At 72.0% G+C, this 21,108-nt stretch carries 10 protein-coding genes; 4 read left to right on the forward strand and 6 right to left on the reverse strand.

Annotation, left to right across the window (positions count from 1 at the left end):
• Positions 1–25 precede the first annotated feature (25 nt).
• The 5 genes from ACWGIG_RS12360 to ACWGIG_RS12380 all read right to left on the reverse strand — a co-directional run bounded on the left by ACWGIG_RS12360 (position 26) and on the right by ACWGIG_RS12380 (position 13,727).
• A complete protein-coding gene (locus ACWGIG_RS12360) occupies positions 26–1,342 on the reverse strand; it encodes an FAD-dependent oxidoreductase (protein WP_453321499.1) in 1,317 nt (438 codons plus the stop codon).
• Positions 1,342–2,223, reverse strand: a complete 882-nt coding sequence (locus tag ACWGIG_RS12365) for an ACP S-malonyltransferase (protein WP_453321500.1) — start codon at positions 2,221–2,223, stop codon at positions 1,342–1,344. The genes ACWGIG_RS12360 and ACWGIG_RS12365 overlap by 1 nt, the downstream gene beginning before the upstream one ends.
• Before the next feature lie 11 nt (positions 2,224–2,234).
• Complete coding sequence (locus ACWGIG_RS12370) at positions 2,235–7,793, reverse strand: beta-ketoacyl synthase N-terminal-like domain-containing protein (RefSeq protein WP_453321509.1); 5,559 nt, start codon at positions 7,791–7,793, stop codon at positions 2,235–2,237.
• A 157-nt stretch (positions 7,794–7,950) separates the two neighbouring features.
• Positions 7,951–8,835, reverse strand: a complete 885-nt coding sequence (locus ACWGIG_RS12375) for a polyketide synthase dehydratase domain-containing protein (protein WP_453321501.1) — start codon at positions 8,833–8,835, stop codon at positions 7,951–7,953.
• Positions 8,832–13,727, reverse strand: a complete 4,896-nt coding sequence (locus ACWGIG_RS12380) for a beta-ketoacyl synthase N-terminal-like domain-containing protein (RefSeq protein ID WP_453321502.1) — start codon at positions 13,725–13,727, stop codon at positions 8,832–8,834. Before ACWGIG_RS12380 ends, ACWGIG_RS12375 begins: the two co-directional genes overlap by 4 nt.
• A 282-nt stretch (positions 13,728–14,009) precedes the next feature.
• Here ACWGIG_RS12380 and ACWGIG_RS12385 point away from each other — a divergent pair, with 282 nt between their 5' ends.
• Positions 14,010–15,581: an SDR family NAD(P)-dependent oxidoreductase gene (locus ACWGIG_RS12385; RefSeq protein ID WP_453321503.1), complete on the forward strand. Its 1,572-nt coding sequence runs from the start codon at positions 14,010–14,012 to the stop codon at positions 15,579–15,581.
• Positions 15,582–15,709: 128 nt separating this feature from the next.
• Here ACWGIG_RS12385 and ACWGIG_RS12390 read toward each other — a convergent pair whose 3' ends face one another.
• Entirely contained in the window at positions 15,710–16,981 is a 1,272-nt protein-coding gene (locus ACWGIG_RS12390; protein ID WP_453321504.1) for an MFS transporter, read from the reverse strand.
• Positions 16,982–17,334: 353 nt separating this feature from the next.
• Here ACWGIG_RS12390 and ACWGIG_RS12395 point away from each other — a divergent pair, with 353 nt between their 5' ends.
• The 3 genes from ACWGIG_RS12395 (at position 17,335) to ACWGIG_RS12405 (ending at position 21,061) form a co-directional block, all read left to right on the forward strand.
• Entirely contained in the window at positions 17,335–17,604 is a 270-nt protein-coding gene (locus tag ACWGIG_RS12395) for an acyl carrier protein (RefSeq protein ID WP_453321505.1), read from the forward strand.
• A gap of 5 nt (positions 17,605–17,609) precedes the next feature.
• A complete protein-coding gene (locus ACWGIG_RS12400) occupies positions 17,610–19,220 on the forward strand; it encodes an HAD-IIIC family phosphatase (RefSeq protein WP_453321506.1) in 1,611 nt (536 codons plus the stop codon).
• Positions 19,221–19,420: 200 nt separating this feature from the next.
• Positions 19,421–21,061, forward strand: a complete 1,641-nt coding sequence (locus tag ACWGIG_RS12405; RefSeq protein ID WP_453321507.1) for an outer membrane protein assembly factor BamB family protein — start codon at positions 19,421–19,423, stop codon at positions 21,059–21,061.
• The last annotated feature ends 47 nt before the right edge of the window (positions 21,062–21,108 follow it).

A 21,108-nucleotide genomic window follows, 5' to 3' on the forward strand; every position in this document is an offset into this window, starting at 1 on the left:
ACGTCACAGGCCGGAAGACGGTCGCTCAGACACCCATGAATTCCTTGATGCCGCGGAACTGGGCGAGGGCCGGCGCGTCGTCGGGGAAGGGGTGGGGCACACCCAGCCGGTCCGCGACGACCATGCCGGAGACGATCGCGCCCTCGTGCCCGGTGACGCTGGTGTCGGTGCCGCAGAACCAGAGGTTGTTCACGCCCTGGATCTCGCTCAGCCGCCGCTTGTGGCGCACGTCCGCCGGACGGAGCTGGGGCAGCTTCCACTTGCGGCGGACGATGACGCTCTCGGGGTCGACGTCCTCCTGCGGGTCGAAGGTGATCAGGATGGGCGCCTCGACGTGGCGGTAGGGGTGGAGCACGTTGCAGTTGCGGGTGAGGCTGCCCATCTGCTCCTCGGCGAGGTCGAGTTGGAAGCCCTGGGGCATCCGGAACTGGCAGTAGGCGTCGCGGCCCACCTCGCTCAGCCAGCTCTCGTCCTGGTGCAGCACGCTCTCGACCGGTACGTACGCGAAGCCGCCGAGCCGCTCCCGGTAGCGGGGGTCGGAGGTGCGCAGCAGTCCCAGCGTCACGTCCGCGTGCGTGGCGAACACGACCTGGTCGAAGTGGTGCTCCTGGCCGCCGACCACCACCGTCGCGCCGGAGTCCGTCGGGACGACGGCCTCGACGGGCGTGTTCAGGTGGACGCGGTCGCCCAGCTCGCTCTCGATCCTGGCCAGGTAGCCGTGGATGCCGCCCTGCGCCTTGCGCCAGTACCCGGGGGCGAAGAAGGAGAGCAGGTTCATGCTGAACGACAGCGCGACGTACATCAGGTTGTAGTCGAGGGACGGCGCGTGACAGCCCGAGTAGATGCTCAGGATCGGGTTCATCGCCTTGTACTTGAAGCTCCGGGAGTACCCGTTCTTGTCCAGGTACTCGCCGATGCTCATGTCCTTGTACGAGGCGTCGCCCGAGGTCGGCAGCTGGTTCATCTCCTGGTGGAACCGGTCGAACTCCTCGTGCAGCTCCTCGCGCAGCTCGCCGAGGAAGTTGAGGTTGTTCCACGACTGCTGCTCACCGGGGAAGTCCACGTGCACCGAGGACGGGGCGACGTAGGTGCCGATGCCGAAGTCGGTCAGCAGCCGGAACAGGTTGGGCGAGAGCTTCTCGTTGAAGTGCTCGACGCCCATGTCCACGTGGACGGTGCCCCGGCCGGTGTCGACCGGGTGGCTGTAGGCGTGCCCGCCCAGGTACGCGCCCGCCTCGTAGAGCGTGACGTCGTGCTCCCTGGCCAGCTGCCAGGCGGCGACGGTTCCGGCTCCGCCGCCGCCGATCACGGCGATCCTGCTGCGTTCTGTTCCCACGGTCATCACTTCCTGGACTCGGGCTGCGGCGAGCGTGCGTCGCCGAGGATCTTTGCGCTCAATGTGGTCAGCACCGTGCCGGGACCGATCTCCTTGAAGGTCCGGTGTCCCGTACGGGCCAGATGGGTCACGGTCTGCCGCCACCGCACCGGCTTCACCAGCTGGAAGACCATCTCCTCCAGCAGGTGCTCGGCGCCCAGGGTCCGGCCACTCGTCGTGGAGACGACGGCCGAGGTGGGCGGCGCGAACTCCCTGTCCCGCAGGAACCGGGCGAACTCGCGCCGGGCGGGCTCCATGCGGTTCGAGTGGAAGGCCCCGCTGACCGGCAGCCACGCACAGCGGTGGCCGATCGCTTCGAGGCGCGGCACCAACTCCTCCAGGCTCGACCGGGCCGCGCTGAGGACGACCTGCTCCGGGCTGTTGTAGTTGGCCACCTCGACGTCGAAGCACTCCAGTTCGGCGAGGTGCAGGTCGATGTCGCTCGCCTGCGGTCCGAGGACCGCCACCATCGCGCCGTCCCGCGCCTCCTGCATGAGGGCGCCGCGCCGGGAGACGATCCGCAGCCCCTCGAAGAGGTCGAAGACGCCGGCGGCGAACAGCGCCGGGTACAGCCCCAGGCTGTGGCCGGTGAGGCAGCGCGGCGGCCGGTGCCCGTGCTCCTCGGTGTGTGCCAGGTACATCAGGCAGCTGACGAAGTAGATCGCCTGCTGGGTGTAGGCGGTCTGGTTGAGCAGCCCCTGCGGGTCCTTCAGGCACAGCTCGCGCAGCGGGTGGCCGACGGTCTCCTCGGCCCTGTCGCACAGTTGGGGGTAGGCGTCGAACACCTCCTCGCCCATGCCCGGGCGCTGGGAGCCCTGCCCGGGGAACATCACGACGTCGATGGCCATTGCCGCCCCCGTCAGTTCAGTTCGAGGACGGTGAAGGGCGCGGCGGCCGACCCGGTGGCCGGGGCCGGCTGCCGGGGCGCCGGGACGCCGCCGTCGAGGGCCACGGACACCACTTCCTCCAGGGCCACCAGGACGTCGCCCCGCTCGTCGGTGAAGTAGAAGTCGTAGCTGCGGGTCCGCCGGGACCCGCCGCCCGGCCTGGCCACGCAGTGGGCGAACACCGCCTCGTCACGCGGGGCCCTGACCACGGTCAGCCGGCCCAGGTGGTAGGGGACGAACACGGGCCCGCCCGGCTCCTCCTCGGCCGCCAGCAGGATGGACAGCTGCATTCCGCAGTCCAGCAGCGCGGGTGACACGGCGTGGCCCCAGTCGTGGTCCACCTGGAGGAAGGCCCGTACCGCGCCCGGTCCGACCTCGGCCCAGCGCACGCCGCGCAGCGGTGCGCCGTAGTCGTAGCCGGCCCGCCGGAAGGAGTCGTAGATGTCCGGCCCGTACTGCCTGCGGCCGGCGGGCATCTCCGGCGGGCCGGTCGGCGTCGCGGGCGGGCGCACCTCGGCGGTGCAGTGCACGTCGCCGGTGACCCGGTCGACGAGCGCCAGTCCGGTGCCGTGCTCGCGGACCTCGACGGCCCCGGGGTCGGTGATCCTCTTCTGCCACAGCACGTCGCCCAGCGCCCGGCCCTGGGCCCGGTCGGCGAGGACCGCGAGCGTCCAGGCGGCCGGCGCCATGGTCTCGCCGTCGATCCGGTGGGCGGAGACCAGCGAGGAGAGGGAGCGGAAGCCGGACTCCGCGGAGTCGATCCAGTGGCGGCGGCGCAGGAACGGGTAGGCGGGCAGCTCCAGCGGGGTGGTCCTGGGGTAGTAGCCGTCCCAGTCCGGGGAGCCGCCGCTCTCGTACAGGTCCGCGATGTCGCGGGCCGTGCGGGCGGACAGCTCCTGCACCGCGCCCGCCGCCGCCGTCGTCCGGGGCGCGGGGCGGCGCAGCAGGTCCTGGCCGAGTCCGCGGATCAGTTCGTCCTGGTCGCGGCAGACGATCGCCACCCGGTGCGGGAAGGTGTCGCGGCAGCAGGCGAGGGTGTGGGCGAGGGCGTCCATGTCCACCCGGCGCCCGCCGAGCCACTGGCGCAGTTCGTCCATGGCCGTCTGGAGTCCGGTGGCGCTGTGGTGGGAGAGCGGGATGACGTAGCAGTCCCGTGCCGCGGCGGCCCCCGCCGCGGAAGCGGGTTCGGGCACTCCGCGGAGCAGCACGTGGGCGTTGGCGCCGCCCGCGCCGAACGAGCTGACGGCGGACACCAGGGGAAGGTCCGCGGGCCAGTTCTCGACTTCCGTGCTGAGCTTGAACGGGGTGGCCGTGAAGTCCAGGTGCGGGTTGGTCCGCTCGGCGTGCAGCGAGGGCACCAGGGTGGTGTGCCGCATCTGGAGCACCGCCTTGAGCACTCCGCTCAGGCCGGCCGCGGACTCCAGGTGGCCGATGTTGGACTTCACCGAGCCCAGCCTGATCCGCTGGATGCCGGCCGCCGCGTAGGCCTTGGTGAGGGCCCGCAGTTCGATGGGGTCGCCCAGGGCGGTGCCGGTGCCGTGCGCCTCGATGTAGCCGACCGCCTCGGGGGACGTGTCCGCGGCGGCGAGTGCCTTGGTGGCGACCGCGTACTGGGCCTCGGGGTTCGGCGCGGTGTAACCGTTCGCACGGCCGCCGGCGTTGACCGCGGAGCCGCTGATGACGGCGTGGATGCGGTCCCCGTCGCGCAGGGCCTCCTCGGCGGGCCTGAGCACCAGGCTGATGACGCCCTCGCCGTCCACGAAGCCGTCGGCCCCGGCGCCGAAGGGCCGGCACTCGCCGGTCCGCGACAGCATCTCCAGGCCGCACAGCAGCTGGTACTGACGGGGGTGCGTGATGAGGTTGACGCCGCTGACGACGGCGCGGTCGCACTCCCCCGTGCGCAGGGACTGGCAGGCGAGGTGCAGCGCGGTCAGGGAGGCCGAGCAGGCGGTGTCGACGGCCATGCTGGGGCCGTGCCAGTCGAAGTGGTACGAGGCGCGGTTGGCCATCGACCAGAACGTCGAGGTGGGCGGCTGCGCGCCGGGTTCGAGGGGCGTGTGCCAGGCGTAGCCGCCGTTCATGACGCCGACGAACACGCCGGTGTCGCTGCCGGCGAGCCTGGAGCGGCTGTATCCGGCGTCCAGGATCGCCAGGTAGGTCTGTTCCAGGACGAGGCGTTCCTGGGGGTCCATGCGTGCCGCGTCGTGGGGGGTGATGCTGAAGAACGTGTGGTCGAACGCGTCGATGTCGTCGACGAAGGCGCCGCGTTCGGTGTACGGGACGGGTTCGGGGCCTTCCGCCAGGGGTGTGCCGAAGCGTCCGGCGGGCACGGTGGTCGTGCAGTCCAGGCCGGCGACGAGGTTGTCCCAGAACTCCTGGGCGTTGGACGCCTTGGGGAGCCGTGCGGCGATGCCGACGACGGCTATGTCGCCGGGCCGCGGCACGAATCCGCTCGCGGGCGCGGCGGCCGGCCGGGGCCGCGCCTCCTGCTCCCGTACCTCGGCGGCCGGGGCGACCGGGGCGCTCTCGGCCGCCGGTGCGGCGACAGCGGCTGCGGGGAACGCCTCCGCCACCGTCTCCGCGTACTCGGCGACCAGGAACTCCACCAACCGACCCACCGTCGGATACTCGAACCACACCGTCGCAGGCACATACCCCACCCGCTCACGCAACGGCTTCAACAACTCCATGGAAATCAACGAATCGATCCCCATGTCCCGGAACGGACGATCCAGCTCGACCTCCGACACATCCAGCCGCATCGTCTCCGCAATCACCCCCACCACGAACCGCTCCACCCGCACCCGCACATCAGGCACCTCGGCAGCCGGAACAACCGGGGTGGCCTCGACGGCCGGGGCGGCCGGGGCGCTCTCGGCCGCCGGTGCGGCAACGGCGGCTGCGGGGAACGCCTCCGCCACCGTCTCCGCATACTCGGCAACCAGGAACTCCACCAACCGACCCACCGTCGGATACTCGAACCACACCGTCGCAGGCACATACCCCACCCGCTCACGCAACGGCTTCAACAACTCCATGGAAATCAACGAATCGATCCCCATGTCCCGGAACGGACGATCCAGCTCGACCTCCGACACATCCAGCCGCATCGTCTCCGCAATCACCCCCACCACAAACCGCTCCACCCGCACCCGCACATCAGGCACTTCGGTGACCTCGGTGACCTCGGTGACCGGGGCGGCCGGAGCCGTCTGCGCTGCCGGGGCCGCCGGGCCGGCCAGGGCGACCAGGACCTGCTGCCCGTCGCCGCCGTGGGTGCGCACCGCGCCGAAGCCCGCCTCGTGCATGAGGCGTTGCCACTGGTCACTGGCGAGCAGGGGGCTGTGCTCGATGCGGTAAGGGTCGTTGCTGAGCCACCAGCCGTCGGTGAGGCCGAAGGTGAGCGTGGCGTAGTCCTGCCGTGCGGTGATCTCGTTGAGGACGAGGATGCCGCCCTCCGCCAGCACCTTGCGGACGTTGCGGAGCGTGCCGGGGACGTGGGACGTCGCGTGCAGGACGTTGGTGGCCACGACGATGTCGAAGGACCCGGTGTACTCCTCGGGCGGGTCCTCGATGTTGCAGATCTCGTAGGAGACGTACGGGTGGTCGCCGCCGAAGGCGTCGCGGGCCTTGTGCAGGAACGCGTACGACAGGTCGGTGAAGTGGTAGCTCACCTCCCGCGGGTCCAGCATCGGCAGGACGAACTTGGTGGTGCTGCCGGTGCCGGCCCCGATCTCCAGGATGCGCAGCGGGCGGCCCGCGGTGCGGCGCTGGTAGTGGGTCACCACCTGTGCGCAGATCCGGTTGAAGTAGTCGGCGATGGGGTTGCTCTGGTAGACGGGCGCGACGAGGTCGAAGGAGCCGTCGGGGAAGAGCACCTCCACCGCGTCGGTGGCGCCGCTCAGCACGTCGGGCAGGTGGTCGAGGCACCGGTCGAGCAGTGCGAGGTGGCCGGTCAACTCCGGGTAGTCACGCAGGAGTTCGGCCTTGGGCAGGGACTGCGCGGACGGCATCGCGCCGATGGCGTCCATCAGCAGCGCGTACTTGTCGACCGCCGTCGCCGGCAGCGGCACCTGCCGCAGCCGCCAGCGGGTGTACGCCTCCAGCCGCTCGGAGAGGTCCCGGTTGCGGGCGACGTCGGCGTCGTCGTCCCGCAGGACGGGCACCACGTCGTCGAGGACGCCCGGGGAGCCGGTGGCCGGTGCCGCGGGGACGGCGGACTCGTGCGGTGTGATGCCCATGCGCTCCAACGCCTCTTCCGTTCCTTTGACACAGGTGATCCGTCGGTCGTCGGCCGCGAGGAACCGCTCGATGACCGCCAGCCCTTCGGCCGGTTCGATCGAGCCGATCCCGAGCCCTTGCATCCGCTCCCGGTACTCCGGCTTCGCCACGACCCCGATCTCGCCCCAGTAGCCCCAGTTGACGACCTTGGCGTCGATCAGCAGGGCCTGGTGGAGGAGGTCCGCGTAGGCGTCCTTGGCCACGCACGCGGCGGCGTAGTTGCCCTGTCCAGCGCTGGCGATGTGGGCCTGGACGGAGGAGAAGAACAGACAGAAGTCGAGGTCCCTGCCGCGCAGCGCGTCCACCAGGTGGTGGGTGCCGTGCAGCTTCGGGCGCAGTACGTCGGCGAGCACCCGCCCGCTCATGGTGGCGAGGGTCGCGTCCTGGAGCACGAGCGCCGAGTGCACGACGCCGTTGATGACCTCGTGGGCGTCGAGCGCGCGCTTGAGCGCGGGCCCGTCCGCCAGGTCCACCTGGTGGTAGTGGACCGCGCGGGCACCCAACTCCCGTAATGCGTCGGCCTGTGGGGCGAAGTCCTCGGCCGGGCGGCGGCCGATGACGACCACCTCGGCCCGGTACTCGGCGGCCAGGTACTCGGCGAGCAGGCCGCCGAGTCCGCCGGTGCCGCCGAGGACGACGTAGGTGCCCTCGGTCTTGAAGGCGGAACGCTCGGGCCAGGCCGCGAGGGTGGCCGGCTGCATCGACGCGACGGCGTACTCGTCGCCGCGGACGCAGACGGGGGCGCCCGGCACGGTCGGCAGGGGCCGGTCCAGGGCCGCGGCCAGTGACGCCGCGGTGAGGTCCGCGAGGCAGAAGCAGCGCACCTCCCAGTCGGGCCGCTCCTTGGCGAGGGACTGCGCCAGACCGACGTACACACCGTCCACCGGGTGGGTGGCCGCGGTGAACAGCGGGCTGTGCACCGCCTTGTCGGTGAACACGTCGAGGCGGACCCGCGGCCACCGGTCGAGGGCGTGGACGAGGTCGAGGAAGGAGGTGAGGTCCGCGTCGCGGATCCCGTCGGCCCAGGAGGTGCGGCTGACGAACACCAGGTGTTCACCGGCGGCTGGGGCGGCGGCGAGCCGGGCCACCGCCGCGGAGTCGAGCGCCACGACCCTGCTGTGCGGGAAACGCTCCGTCAGTTCCTGGTGGAGGCGGGGCTGTCCCGGCGGCACCAGGAAGGTCCGCGGGCCGTCCGCGGCGGCTCCCGGCGGGTCGAGCCGGCCGTGTGTCCACCGTGGGGCGAACACCATCGTGTCCACGGCGGCACGGCGGACCAGCGGGGCATCGGGGCGCGCTGCACCGGGCGCGGAATTCCCGCTTCGCCATTCGTTGCGACTCAACACAATCCCCTATGTCTCGTGACGCCGGGTTCAAGGAGCGGAATTTCACTCACGGAGCGGGTTTCGCTCAGAGAGCGGGTTTCACACCGAGGTCGACAACCGAGAGAAGCGGTTCGTAATCCTCGTCGTATACCGTGAAATTGGTCCTGAAGGGAGAGAGTTTCTCCGTGAGGACGAATGCAGAATCGGCGGGAAATCGCGCCGGGGCGTGAAATATCATATGCCCCATGGAGAATGGCATCAAGCTGTCCCGGTGCTCTCCGATGGATATCGCCATGCCCGACTGGAAGGAACAGTCGAGGAGGTTCACCATTCCCATCGGTGTTCCGTCGTTGTGCGAGAGCCAGGCCAGCGAGCGCTTCCCGTACCGCTGTACGTACGTGTTGCGGCGGAAGTAGGGGCCGTAGTCGATGCCCATGTGCGAGAACCCTTCGTAGAGTTCCCGCCGGGTGAGGTGGGACGTGGTGTGCGCGCAGATCTCGTCGCGCACCTCCAGGCCCACCGCGGGGGCGCGGTCCTGCTTCTCGAAGAGGAGCGTGCCCATGGCGCAGAGCGCGCCGCGGTGGGTGACGGTGTAGTCCGTCGTCCTCGCCCCGGGTGCGGAGCGGAAGGCCACGACGAGTTCGTCCGGTGCGTCGCCGGAGATCGGCCGCAGCCAGGCGGCGTCCCTGACGGCGAACGTCGTCGCCTCCGGGTGGAGCAGGGCGGCGCCGCGCACCGCCGTCTCCAGGCAGGCGACGCCGGGCAGCACGCGCCGGCCGCCGACCAGGTGCTCCCTCAGGTAGGTGTGGCCGGGGTCGATCTGCACCCGGAAGGTGTCCGGCTCGTCCCCCGCGAGCAGCCGGAGCGGCTCGACCGCGGCGGCGCGGGCCCCGACGGCGGTGGTCGTCCCGGTGCCGGTCGTCCCGGTGCCGGTCGTCCCGGTGCTGCTCGTCCCGGTGCTGCTCGTCATGCGGTCCGTCCCTCGTCCGTGAACCAGAGATCCGTCTCGTCGAACGGATAGCCGGGCAGCCGCAGCCGGTGCGGTGTGTGCGGCGCGAACAGCGCCTGCCAGTCGACCGGTTGACCGGCCAGGTACCTCTCGCGGGCCGACTCCGCGGTCGGCGCTCCCGCGTCGCCCGCCCCCTCCCGCGCCGGCGCCCTGACCGGTTCGCCCGCCGTGCGCAGGGCGCGCACCAGCTCGTCGCCGGAGGACGGGCACCAGGCCAGGCGGTACTCCAGGGGTTCGCGCCGGCACAGGGTGTACGAGAGGTCGCGCAGGTCCTCGTCCGACAGCGGCCCCCCGCGCTCCAGGTGGCCGAGCAGCGCGGCCGTCAGACGGCGCAGCGCCTGCGGGGTGCGCGCCGACAGCGGGACGAGGCGGGACTGTGCGGGGGCGGCGCGCCGGGCGGCGGGGGCCGGCGGCGCGGACAGCACGACGTGCGCGTTGGTGCCGCCGAAGCCGAAGGAGCTGATTCCGGCGACGAGTTCGTCGTCGTCCCAGGCGACCGTCTTGCGCAGCACCTCGAAGGGGGTGTCCTCCAGGGTGATGCCGGGGTTGAGTTCCTGGAAGTGCAGGTTGGCCGGCAGGGTCCGGTGCTCGAACGCCTTGATCACCTTGGTCACGGAGGCGACTCCCGCGGCGGGCTCCAGGTGTCCGATGTGGGACTTGACCGCGCCGAGGCGGACCGGGCGCCCGGCGGGCCCCGGCACCAGTTGCTCCCAGGCCCGCTTCAGGGCGTCGAGCTCGATCGCGTCGCCCAGCACCGTTCCCGTCCCGTGGGTCTCGATGTAGCCGGTGCGGGCGGCGAGTTCGGGCGTGTAGGCGTCCAGCAGGAGGCGGTACTGGGCGTGGGGGTTGGGGGCGGTGAGCGAGTTGGCGCGCCCGCCGTGGTTCTCCGCCACGCTCTCGACGACCGCGCGGATGTCGTCGCCGTCGGCGAGGGCGTCCTCCAGGCGCTTGACCAGGAAGCTTCCGTAACCCTCCCCGCGTACGTAGCCGTTGGCCGAGGCGTCGAAGGCGGCGCACCTGTGGTCGGGCGAGAGGAACCTGGCCGAGTGGAGGCCCTCGTTGATCTGGGAGTCGAGGATCAGGTTCACGCCGCCGACCACGGCCGCGTCGCAGACCCCGGCACGCAGGTCGCGGCACGCCTTGACGAGCGCCACCAGGGACCCGGAGCAGGCGGTGTCGAGGACCGTGGAGGGGCCGTGCCAGTCGAACCAGGAGGAGATGCGGTTCGCGACGAGGCTCATGGAGTGCCCCACCAGCGAGTACGGGATCTGTCCCGCGTCCGCCCTGGCCTGCAGCAGTGCGTAGTCGTTGCCGGTGGCCGCCATGTAGCAGCCGGTGCGCGAGCCGTTCAGTTCGGATGCGGCGTACCCGGCGTCCTCAAGGGTGTGCCAGACGGACTGCAGCAGCAGCCGCTGACGCGGGTCCATCCAGCTCGCCTCCCTCGGCGAGATGGAGAAGAACCTGGCGTCGAACCCCTTGACCCCGGGGAGGAATCCGGCGAATTCGCCGGGCAGTTGTCGTTCGGCGGCGGCCGGTCCTACGCAGTCCCTGCCGTCGAGCAGGGTCTGCCAGAACGCGTCGGGGTCCGGTCCGCCGGGCAGCACCGCCGAGTGGCCGACGATGGCGAGGCGGCCGTCGGCGGCGGGCCGCTGCGGGGCCGCCGTGGGGCGCGGCCCGGCCGCCGGCCGGGCGTCCTGCTGCTTGCCCGGCCCGTCGGCGCGGCCCTCGGTGAGCTGGGCGACGGTCTCGGCGACGCTGCGCAGGGTGTTCATGCGGTAGAAGTCGTGCGCCTGGACGGCGACTCCGTACCGGTCGCTGATCCGTGCGGCGAGGACGTGGTAGCCGAGCGAGGTGACGCCCTGGTAGCCCAGCGGCCGGTCGGTGTCCGGTTCCGGCAGGCCGAGTTCGGCGGCGACGAGCCGCCGCAGCTCGGTGAGCAGGTCCGGCCCGTCGCTCCCGCCGGTGTCCGCCGCGGTCCGCCGCGCGCCGGACGTCGGCGCGGGCGTCTCGTCCTGCGGGTACAGGCCGAGCGCGGACAGGGGCGCCTCGCCGAGCTTCTTGACGTCGGTCTTGCCGTTGGCCGTCAGCGGGATCCCGGTCAGCCGGTGCACGGCCTGCGGCACCATGTAGTACGGCAGGGTGTCCCGGCACCGCTCGCGCACCGCCGTCGCGTCGAAGGGCCGGTCCTCGGGCAGCCACACGAAGCAGCGCAGGTGCGGCTCGGGCTCGGTCCGCACGACGGCGACGACGGTCGCGTCCGGGGCCTGCGCCGTCACCGCGGCGGCGACCTCGCCGAGTTCGATCCGGTGGCCGTTGACCTTGCGCTGGCCGTCCTTGCGGGAGACGTAGGTGAGGTGCGAGGGGCCGTCGTGGCGGACCAGGTCGCCGGTCAGGTAGGAGGGGGTGCCGTCGGGCAGCGTGCCGAAGGCCGTCGCCGGGGCGTTCAGGTACCCCAGGGCCACGCAGTCACCGGCGATCATCAGCTCGCCCCGCATGCCCGGGGCCACGGACCGTCCGTCGCCGTCCACGACGTAGTACCGGGTGCCCGGCGCGGGCTCGCCCAGGTGGATGTGGTCGGCGTCGGTCACGCGCTGCCAGCTCGCCCAGATGGTCGCCTCGGTCGGGCCGTACATGTTGTAGACGGCGGCGCTCTGGTTCAGCAGGTACTGCGCGAGGTCGCCGTCCAGGGGCTCCCCGCCGCACAGCAGGGTCATGGGCCGCCGGGCCCGCCAGCCGGCGGACTTCAGGATGCGCCAGGTGGACGGGGTGGCCTGGACGATGCTCGCGCCGCCGGCGTCGATGCGCTCGGCCAGCAGGGTCGCGCTGGTCCTGGCCTCCTCGGACAGCACGTGGACGGTGGCGCCGCACAGCAGCGGCAGCAGGAGTTCCAGGAGCGAGATGTCGAAGCCGATCGGGGTCAGGGCCACGATGCGGTCGTCCGGGCCCATCCCGGGGTCCTGGCGCACGGAGTCCAGGAAGTTGGCGAGGTTGCCCTCGCTCACCGCGACGCCCTTGGGGGTGCCGGTCGATCCCGAGGTGAACAGCACGTAAGCGGCGCGGCCGGCGTCGGCCGGGCCGGCCGGCCAGGCGGCCTCGGGCGGCGGGGACGCGGACGGCGCGCCGTCCACCTCCCTGAGGGGTGTGCCGGGGAACAGCAGGGCCGCCCGGTCCCGGGTCGCCGCGTCCACCAGGACGACGCCGAGTCCGGCGGTCTCGGCCATGTAGGTGAGGCGGCCGTCCGGAAGCCGGGGGTCGAGCGGTACGAACGTACGGTGCAGGGCCAGCGCGGTCAGGTAGGCGACGGGGATCGCGGCCGTCCGCTCCAGGAAGACGCCGACCGGCCGCGCGTCACCGGCCGGGGTGCCGGTGGCCGGGGCGTCAGGGGTCAGGGTGTCGGCGGCCGGGGAGCCGGCAGCCGGGGCATCAGCGGTCAGGGAGGCGGCGAGCCGGTGTGCGGCGCCCAGCAGTTCGCCGTAGGTGAGCGAGCGGTGGTCGTCCACGACGGCCACCCGGTCCGGGTCCGCCGCCGCGGCCCCGAGCAGGTCCGCGCCCAGGCCCTGCCCGGTCCGCGGGGTACTGACGGCCCCCTCGGCCACCGGTTCCAGCGGGCGCGACAGGTCGCACTGCGCGAGCGGGCGGTGCGGTCCGGCCGTCACGAAATCGGCCAGGCGCCCGAAGTTGGTCGCCAGCGCCGACAGGGCCTCGGGCGAGAGCACCCGCGTGGAGGAGTCGAAGGAGAGGTGGATGCCCTGTGCGTCGGAGCTGAAGTTGACGCTCAGCTCGCTCGAACTGCCGGTGCCCGGCTTGCGGACCCAGGAGGTCTCCACACCCGCGAGCTCCGGCATCGCGGTCGGCAGCATCGCCGAGGAGTGGTTCACCACGAGGTTGAGCACGCCCGCGCCCCGGTCGGCGGCCTGGCCCGGCCCGTCCGCGGCGAGTGCGATCAGGTCGGAGGTCGGGAAGCCCTGGTGGTCGCGGAGTTCCTCGCGCTGGGTGCGCACCTGCTGGAGCACCGACAGCGCGGAACCGTCCGCCGGGAGGTCCAGCCACAGCGGCAGCAGGTTGGTGTGGCAGCCGTAGGGGGCCCCGTACTCCCGGGTGTCCACGGTGTGCGCGACCACGACGCCGCGGTCGTCGCCTTCGCCGTAGGCGTGGACGAGACCACCGGTGACGCCGACCACGAACTGCAGCAGGCTCAGCTCGTGGTCGCGCAGGAACCGGTGGATGCCGTCGGCCCGCGCGCCGGTGATCGTCTCGGTGACCGAGATGCGGCGGCCGTCCCGGTGGGAGGGGACCGCGGCGAAGGGCAGCGGCTGGTGCAGCCGGCGGCCCGCGAGCATCGACCGCCAGTAGGCCGCGTCCGCGTCCGCGTCGGTCCGCCGCGGCGGGCCGTACGGCTTCTCCAGAACCGGCTCCGCGCCCCGCCAGCAGGCGCTGAGGGCGGCGCAGAACGGCGTGTAGCAGCCGCCGTCGAAGACCACGTGGCTGAAGTCCAGGCGCAGCAGCAGCCGTTGGTCCGGGGCCCGCCAGTACCGGAAGCGGAAGAGCTCCTGGCCCGTGGGGTCGATGCCGCCGGGGTCGAGGAGGTCGTCCTGCCGTTCGCAGCCGCGCAGCACCCGCCGGGGCGCCGGACGGCTCTTCGCCGTCAGCCGTCCGCCGACGTCCGTGAAGTAGCACAGGAGACGCGGGAAAGCGGTGGAGACCACTTCCCGCAGGGCGTCGTTGAGACGGTCGGTGTCGACGTCACCGGTCAGCGCGTACACATAGCTGATCGTGAGTCCCGGATCATCGGGATTGTGGAGATGGCGCAACCACTGGAAGCGCTCGTAGGCACTTGCTTGCCGCTCCTTCATGCGCACACAGACCTTTCCACCGCTCAGGACACCGAACAATTCGTACAGGGCTCCGTGCCCTGTGCACTCGAATGTGGGTCGACCGGGTGTGCAACTGCTTCCGGACCGCGATTGAACGCCCGCACCTTCGGCGGAACTCAAGTGCGCGGCCTTGCGGAAAAGGGGTCTGAGTGCGGGTGGGCCGCCCGCGTTACGGTGACGGACGCCCGCGCCCCCAGGGCCCCGGCGTCCTTCCCCACCCGCCCCAAGGCGTCGTTCGACGCGCTCATCGGAGGTAACCGCGTGCTGCTCTCGGAAGACGACGTGGCGCTGTTCGCACGGGCCGGCGGTGACCGGAACGCACTGCACTGCTCGCCCGGCCACGCCCGCCGCACCCCCTTCGGCCGGACCGTCGCCCACGGCGTCCTCGCGGCCCTGGCGACGCTGGACGAACTGGCGCCGGACGGGGCGGGCGTGACGGCGGTCGAGGCCGACTTCGGCAACCCCGTCTTCCCCGGGGTGAGTTACCGCCCTGAGGCGGTGGAGGGCGCCGCCGGGCGCGGCACCTACCGGCTGCGCGACGGGGACCGCACCTGTCTGACGTTACGGATCACCCCCGGCACGCCATCCGACCTGGATCCGCTGCCGGTGCCCGCGGCCCGGTCGGCGCTGCGGCGCACGATCGCGGATCTGCCGGCGGGCACCGAGGTGTCCGGCACGTACGGCCCGGAGGGGATCGACGCGCTGAACGAGCGGTTCCCGGCCGCCTCCCGGCTGCTCGGGCGGCTGCCGCTGGCCTGCCTGCTGTGGTCGAGCTATCTGGCCGGGATGCGTCTGCCGGGCGAGAACTGCCTGCTCGGACGGGTGGCGCTGCGCTTTCCCGCGGTCGCCGCGCAGGGTCGTGCACGGCTGTCGTACACCGCACGCGTGGTCCACACCGACACCCGCTTCGGGCTGGTGTCGATCGTCGGGACGGTCACGGCGGACGGCACGGTCGTCGCCGAGGCCGAGATCGAGGCGATGGTCCGCGCCCCCGCGCCGCCGGTCACGGCAGCCGCGCTGGCCGCGCACCTGAGCCCGTCCACCCTGCTGCGGGGCACCTCGGCCGTCGTCGTCGGCGGCAGCCGCGGGCTGGGGGCGGCCCTCGCCCTGGCGCTGGTGTCGCAGGGGTGCGAGGTCCATGCCGGTCACCGGGGCACGCTGCCGCAGCACTTGGCGGCGGAGGCCGACGGGCTGCCGGGGCGGCTGCACTCCGCGCCCGGCGACGCCGCGGACCCGCGCTGGAGCAGCGCACTGGCCTCCCGCGTCGCACGCGAGCACGGCCGGCTCGACTTCCTGGTGTGCAGCGCGTCCCCGCCCCTGCGCACGCTGGGCCTGGCCGCCACCGACCTGGAGCGGATGGACGCGTTCCTGACCGGTGCGCTGCGGCTGGTCAGCGCGCCGATGGCGGGGCTGCTCCCCCTCCTCGGACCGGAGCACAGCGGGCCGGGGCAGGGCGGGCCGGGGCACAGCGGGCCGGGGCACAGCGGGCCGGGGCAGGGCGAGCCGGGACAGGGCAGGTGCCTGGTGATCTCCTCGGCCGCCCTGGACGCACCGCCCCGCGACTGGCCGCACTACGTCGCGGCCAAGTCCGCGGTCGAGGGCCTGGTCCACTGGGCCGCCCGGCACCGCCCCGGCGTGGGGTTCCTCCTCGCGCGGCCGGGGATGCTGCGGACCGAGCAGACGAACTCGCCCGGCGCCCGGGAGGCCGCCGGTCCTGTGGAGCCGGTGGCGGCGCACCTGGTGCGCCAGTTGCTCGCGCCCGCGCCCGCCGACGGGGCGCCCCGCCTGATCGGCGCACACAGTGCCGCCCCGGTCCCGGCCGGCCGGGTCTGAAGGGGGCTCGGCCGCGCGGGCAGGAGAAGAGCCCGTGCCTGAGGCCGAGCGCCGACGGGTGTTCGGGCTCGGCCGCGCGGGCACGCGAAGAGCCCGGCGCCGAGGACGGTCACCGGGCCCCGGACGGATCAGAGCGCGGACGTCCGGTCCGTGGTCTGCCGCTCCTCCTCGCGGGAGCCGGCGGCGGTGCTCTTCCTCAGCACGGCGGACAGCAGGAAGGCGAGGAGCACGAAGACCGCCGCCGAGAAGATGGGCAGCGAGCTGGAGCCGTCGATGGCGCCGAAGACGACACCGGACAGACCCGCGGAGAGGGCCGCGACCGCGCCGGCCGTGCCCATGACGGAGCCCTGGTGGTTGTCGTCCACGGCCGCCGACATCATGCCCACCAGGCCGCTGTAGGAGATTCCGTAGGTGGCCGCGCCGACCAGGCACAGGGCGTAGAGCGCGATCGTCGAGCCGGTCAGCGCGGTGCCGGCGATGCACACGGTCATCCCCGCCAGCGCTCCGGTGACCGCGACCTGCGGCTTGAGGTACTTCATCGAGAGCGGCACCAGGGAGAGGAAGGCCACCGCGAGGCCGATGCCGACCACCGAGATGAGGTTGGTGACCGCGCGCTGGCCGAAGCCCTCGTTCGCCGTCAGATACAGGCCGATGAACTGGAAGAAGGCCGTCCAGCCCAGGGACATGAGGAGCAGCGCGGTGGAGAGCAGCCTGACCCCGGGGAAGGTGAAGGACCGCAGGAGGTGCTTGACCGGGTTCGGGAAGGCCATGCGTCCGGCGGGCCTGGGGGCCGGTTCCTCGCGGAAGGTGACGAGCAGGACCAGCAGGTTCAGCACCGTGATGGCGGCCACGAAGCCGAACGGGGTCACCAGGTTGAACCAGGACACCAGGGTGGAGTCGCTGAGGTAGCCGCCGATGAGCGGGCCCACCACGTACCCCGTGGAGACGCAGAACATGATCAGGCCGATGGAGTTCACGCGGCGTTCCTTCGGCGTGACGTCCAGGATCGCCGCCTGGGCGACCGGCAGGCTGCCGGAGAACAGGCCGCCGATCACGCGCGCGACGATGAACAGCGGGACGTTCCGGCTCTGCAGCGCCCAGATGGTCAGCACGTAGCTCAGGACGAGGCCCAGCAGACACAGCGTCAGTGTCTTCTTGCGGCGGAAGTGGTCGGACAGCGAGCCGAGCAGCGGGGCGCCGAGGAACATCGCCAGGGAGTAGCTTCCGATGGCGACCCCGTAGAACACGTCCCGGGCGTCGGCGGTTCCGCTGCTCATGATGCCGATGTCGGCGTCGTACGTGATGGGAATCAGTACGGGGATGATGAGGCTGACGCTTAAGTTGTCGATCAGGACGATGAAATAAAGAGGGATGAGACTGGCCAACCCGTTTTTGCGCATGGGGTGATATCTCCTTGTCCGACTCGGGTGGCGCCAGTGAATCGTCAACTCCTGGCAGATCGGTGGTCGACGCAACGACCGCGGCGGAAATCGTAACGCACCTCTGTGGTCCGGAAGTTGCCGACCGGAGGCGGCGCCTCCTCTCCACTTCCCTTTCAGGCACCCGTACTTGACCGACAGGGCACGCACTGCGCCGAAGAGCCTGAACAGGTACGCTCCCAAATCCATCGTGCGGTGCCCGAGATGCGGTCCCAGGGATCGATATCCGGCCGCCAGGTGACGGCCATTGGCCTGTTTCACCTTTTCCGTCCTATGCGTTGGCCGGTCACGGCCGAAACGAGGGTTTTCTCAAGATGGAATCGAACAAACTTGAGGCCATGTCCGCCCAGCAGGTGGAGAGCACCGTCCTGGAGGCGTTCCGCGGGGTGCTGGGCCAGGACGAGGTCGCCCCCGACGCCCCCTTCGCCGCACTGGGCGGGGATTCGATGCGGGCCGTACGCGTGCTGTCGCGGCTCTGGCGCGAACTGGGCGTGGAGCTGCCCGTGCACGCGCTCGGCAACGACACGACGGCCGCCGAACTCGCCGCGGCCGTCCACGCCCACCGCAACGGCCGGGCCGCATGAGCGGCGTGGGCGAACCGGGAGTCGCCCTCGCCGCGACCTTCACCTCGGACGGGCTCGCGGACGCCGTGGCCCGGCGGCTGCGGGAGACCGGGCGCGCGCTCGGGGTCGCCCCGTACGGCCAGTTGGTGGAGCCGCTGCTCGACCCGGGCGGCGTGCTGCTGTCGCACGCCGGAGTGAACGTCCTGCTGGTGCGGGCCGAGGACCTGTACCGGGGCGCCGAGGACCCCGCGGCCGGTGACCGGCTCCTGGACGAGCTGCTGTCGGTGCTGTCCACCGCGCCCACCCGCTCCGCGGCCACCTGGCTGGTGGCCCTGACCCCGCCGTCCCCCGCGGCCCTCGCCGACCCCGTCCGGGCGCGCTGGGGCGAGGCCGCCGCGCGGCGGATCACCGAGACCGTCGGCCTGCTGCCCGGCATGTGCCTGGTGCCCCTGGACGACCTCACGGACCGCTACGGCGTGACCGGCACGCACGACGAGTACGCCGACCGCATCGCCCATCTCCCGTACACCGAGGCCTACTTCGACGCGCTGGCCGACTGGCTGGTGCGGCTGGCCGCCACGACGTGGACCAGGCCCCGCAAGGTCGTGGTGCTCGACTGCGACAACACCCTGTGGAGCGGGGTGTGCGGCGAGGACGGGCCGCTCGGGGTGGAGATAGGTCCCGGGCGCCGCGAGGTCCAGGAGTTCATGCTGGACCAGCGCGCACGGGGCAGGCTGCTCTGCCTGTGCAGCCGCAACGAGGAGGCGGACGTCCGGGCCGTGTTCGCCGAGAACCCCGGCATGGCCCTCACCCTCCAGGACGTCACCGCCCACCGGATCGGCTGGCAGCCCAAGGCCCAGTACCTGGCCGAGCTGTCCCAGGAGCTGGGGCTCGCGCTGAACTCGTTCGTCTTCGTCGACGACGACGCCGTGGAGTGCGCGTCGGTGCGCGCGCAACTGCCGGAGGTCGCCGTGGTGGAGCTGACCCGGGACTCCGCCGCCGCGCCGCGGCAACTGGCCCACGAGAGGGCCTTCGACCAGCTCACGGTGACCGACGAGGACCGGCTGCGGGCCGACTGGTACGGGGCCGAGCCGGACCGCCGGGCCCTGGAGCGGTCCGTCGCGGACTACGAGGAGTTCCTGGCCCGCTGCGCCATCGAGGTCACGATGGAGGAGCTGACGGACTCCGCGCTCGACCGCGCGGCCCAACTGACCACCCGTACCACGCAGTTCACCCTGGCGGGCACCGCCTTCACGGTGCCGGCGCTGCGCGGGCTGCTCGACGGCGGCGGCCGGGGCTGGACGGTGCGGGTCAGCGACGTCTTCGGCGACTACGGCACCGTCGGGCTCGTGCTGGCGCGGCCCGAAGGCGACGTGCTCGACGTGCCGGTCTTCCTGCTCAGCTGCCGGGTCCTCAACCGCCGGGTGGAGACGCGGATGCTGCGGATGCTGAGCTCGCGGGCCCTGGAGGCCGGCTGCCGCACGCTGCGGCTGCCCTATCTGCCCACCCGGCGCAACGCCCCCGCGCGTCAGTTCCTGGAGCAGCTCTCCGGCAGCGCCGTCGGCGCCGAGGACCCCGCGGGCGTCGTCGACGTGCGGGTCGCCGACTGGGCCGAAGCCGCGGCGCTCGCGCCGTAGAGCCGCCCGGGCCACGGCCCGCCCGGCCCGCACCCCGTCCAGACCACACCCCGTCCAGACCACACCCCACCCGGCCGGCCGTCCGGCCTGCCAACCGCCCAGGCGCCGGTTCCGCGTGCCCGGGGCCGGGAGCCGCGAGAGCGCTCCCGGCCGCCGCCCGCCCGCCCGGCGCCGTACAGAGGGAACGAGGGAACCACTCCATGAATCCCAGTACGAGACCACGGCCCGCACACGTCCGAGGGCGGTGGCGGCGCCTGGCCACCGCGCTGACCGGCTGCGCGGCCCTCATGCTGGCCACCGTCGCGTCCGCCGACACCACCACCACGGGCAACGCCGCGAACGCCGCCGCGTCCACCCAGAACCGCAGCGTCCCGGTGAAACCCGAGTGGGTCAGCGCGGGCCAGAACAACCACAACACCCGCCATGCCGCCACCGAGCGCACCATCGGCCCCCAGAACGTGGGCAGGCTGGCGCCGAAGTGGACCTTCACCACCGCGGGCGACGTCTCCGCCACCCCCACCGTCGTCAACGGCACCGTGTACGTGCCCGACTGGGGCGGCAAGCTGTGGGCCATCGACGCCGACAGCGGCAAGGAGATCTGGTCGAACACGATCACCTCGTACGACGGGGTCGAGGGGCACATGTCCCGGACCAGCCCCGCGTACTGGAAGGGCAGCCTCTACCTCGGCACCGGCACGCTGACGACGAAATCGCTCAAGAGCGCGTACCTCATCTCCGTCGACGCCAGGACCGGCAAGAAGCGCTGGCTGACCAAGGTCGACGAGGACCCGACGACGGTCATCACCTCCTCCCCGACCGTGGACAACGGGGTGGTGTACGTGGGGACGTCCTCCAAGGCGTCGACCCTGCACGAGAAGCCGGAGTTCCGCGGCGCTGTCCTGGCGATCGACGCCCGCACCGGCAAGATCCTGTGGAAGACGCACACCATTCCCAAGGGCTACACCGGCGCCTCCGTGTGGGGCAGCCAGCCGGTGGTCGACCACAAGCGCGGCCTGGTCTACGTGGGTACGGGCAACAACTACACCTCGCCGCCCGGCGTCTGCGTGAACCCGCAGCAGAAGGACTGCACCCCGCCGGACAAGGACAACCACTTCGACAGCGTGCTCGCCTTCGACCTGAAGAGCGGCAAGCTCAGGTGGGCCCATCACACCCTGACGGCCGACACCTGGATGATGTACATGCAGAACCAGGCGCCGGACTTCGACTTCGGCTCGGCCCCGAACCTCTACACCACCGAGATCGACGGCAAGCCGAAGGACCTGCTCGGCATAGGCCAGAAGAGCGGTGTCTACTACGCGCTCGAACCGGCCACCGGCAAGGTCGTGTGGCAGACGCAGGTCGGTCCCGGCGGTCCGCTGGGCGGCATCCAGTGGGGTTCGGCCACCGACGGCAAGCGCATCTACGTCGGCATCGGCAACGGCGATCACCTGCCCTGGGAGATCACCGCGGCCGACGGCACCAGGTCCACGGTGAGCAGCGGCTTCTTCGCCGCGGTCAACGCCGCGACCGGCAAGATCGAGTGGCAGACCGCCGACCCCCAGGGCAAGGAGGGCAAGTGGCTTGACGACTCCTTCATCACCAGCGCCAACGGCGTCATGTACGCCGGCTCCTCGGCGCCCACCGGCACCAACATGTACGCGCTGGACGCCGCGACCGGGAAGATCCGGTGGGACTTCGCCAGCGGTGGTTCCGTCTTCGGCGGGGCCGCCGTGGTCGACGGCAGCGTGTACTGGGGCTCGGGCTACTACATCTCCAACGTGGGCGAGGGGCTGAGCGGTCACAACAACAAGCTCTACCGCTTCACCCTCGACGGCCGCTGACGCACCGTCCGTACCCGCGGAACACACGGAACGGCCCGGGCAGATCC

The sequence above is a fragment of the Streptomyces sp. NPDC054863 genome (genome assembly GCF_053610825.1).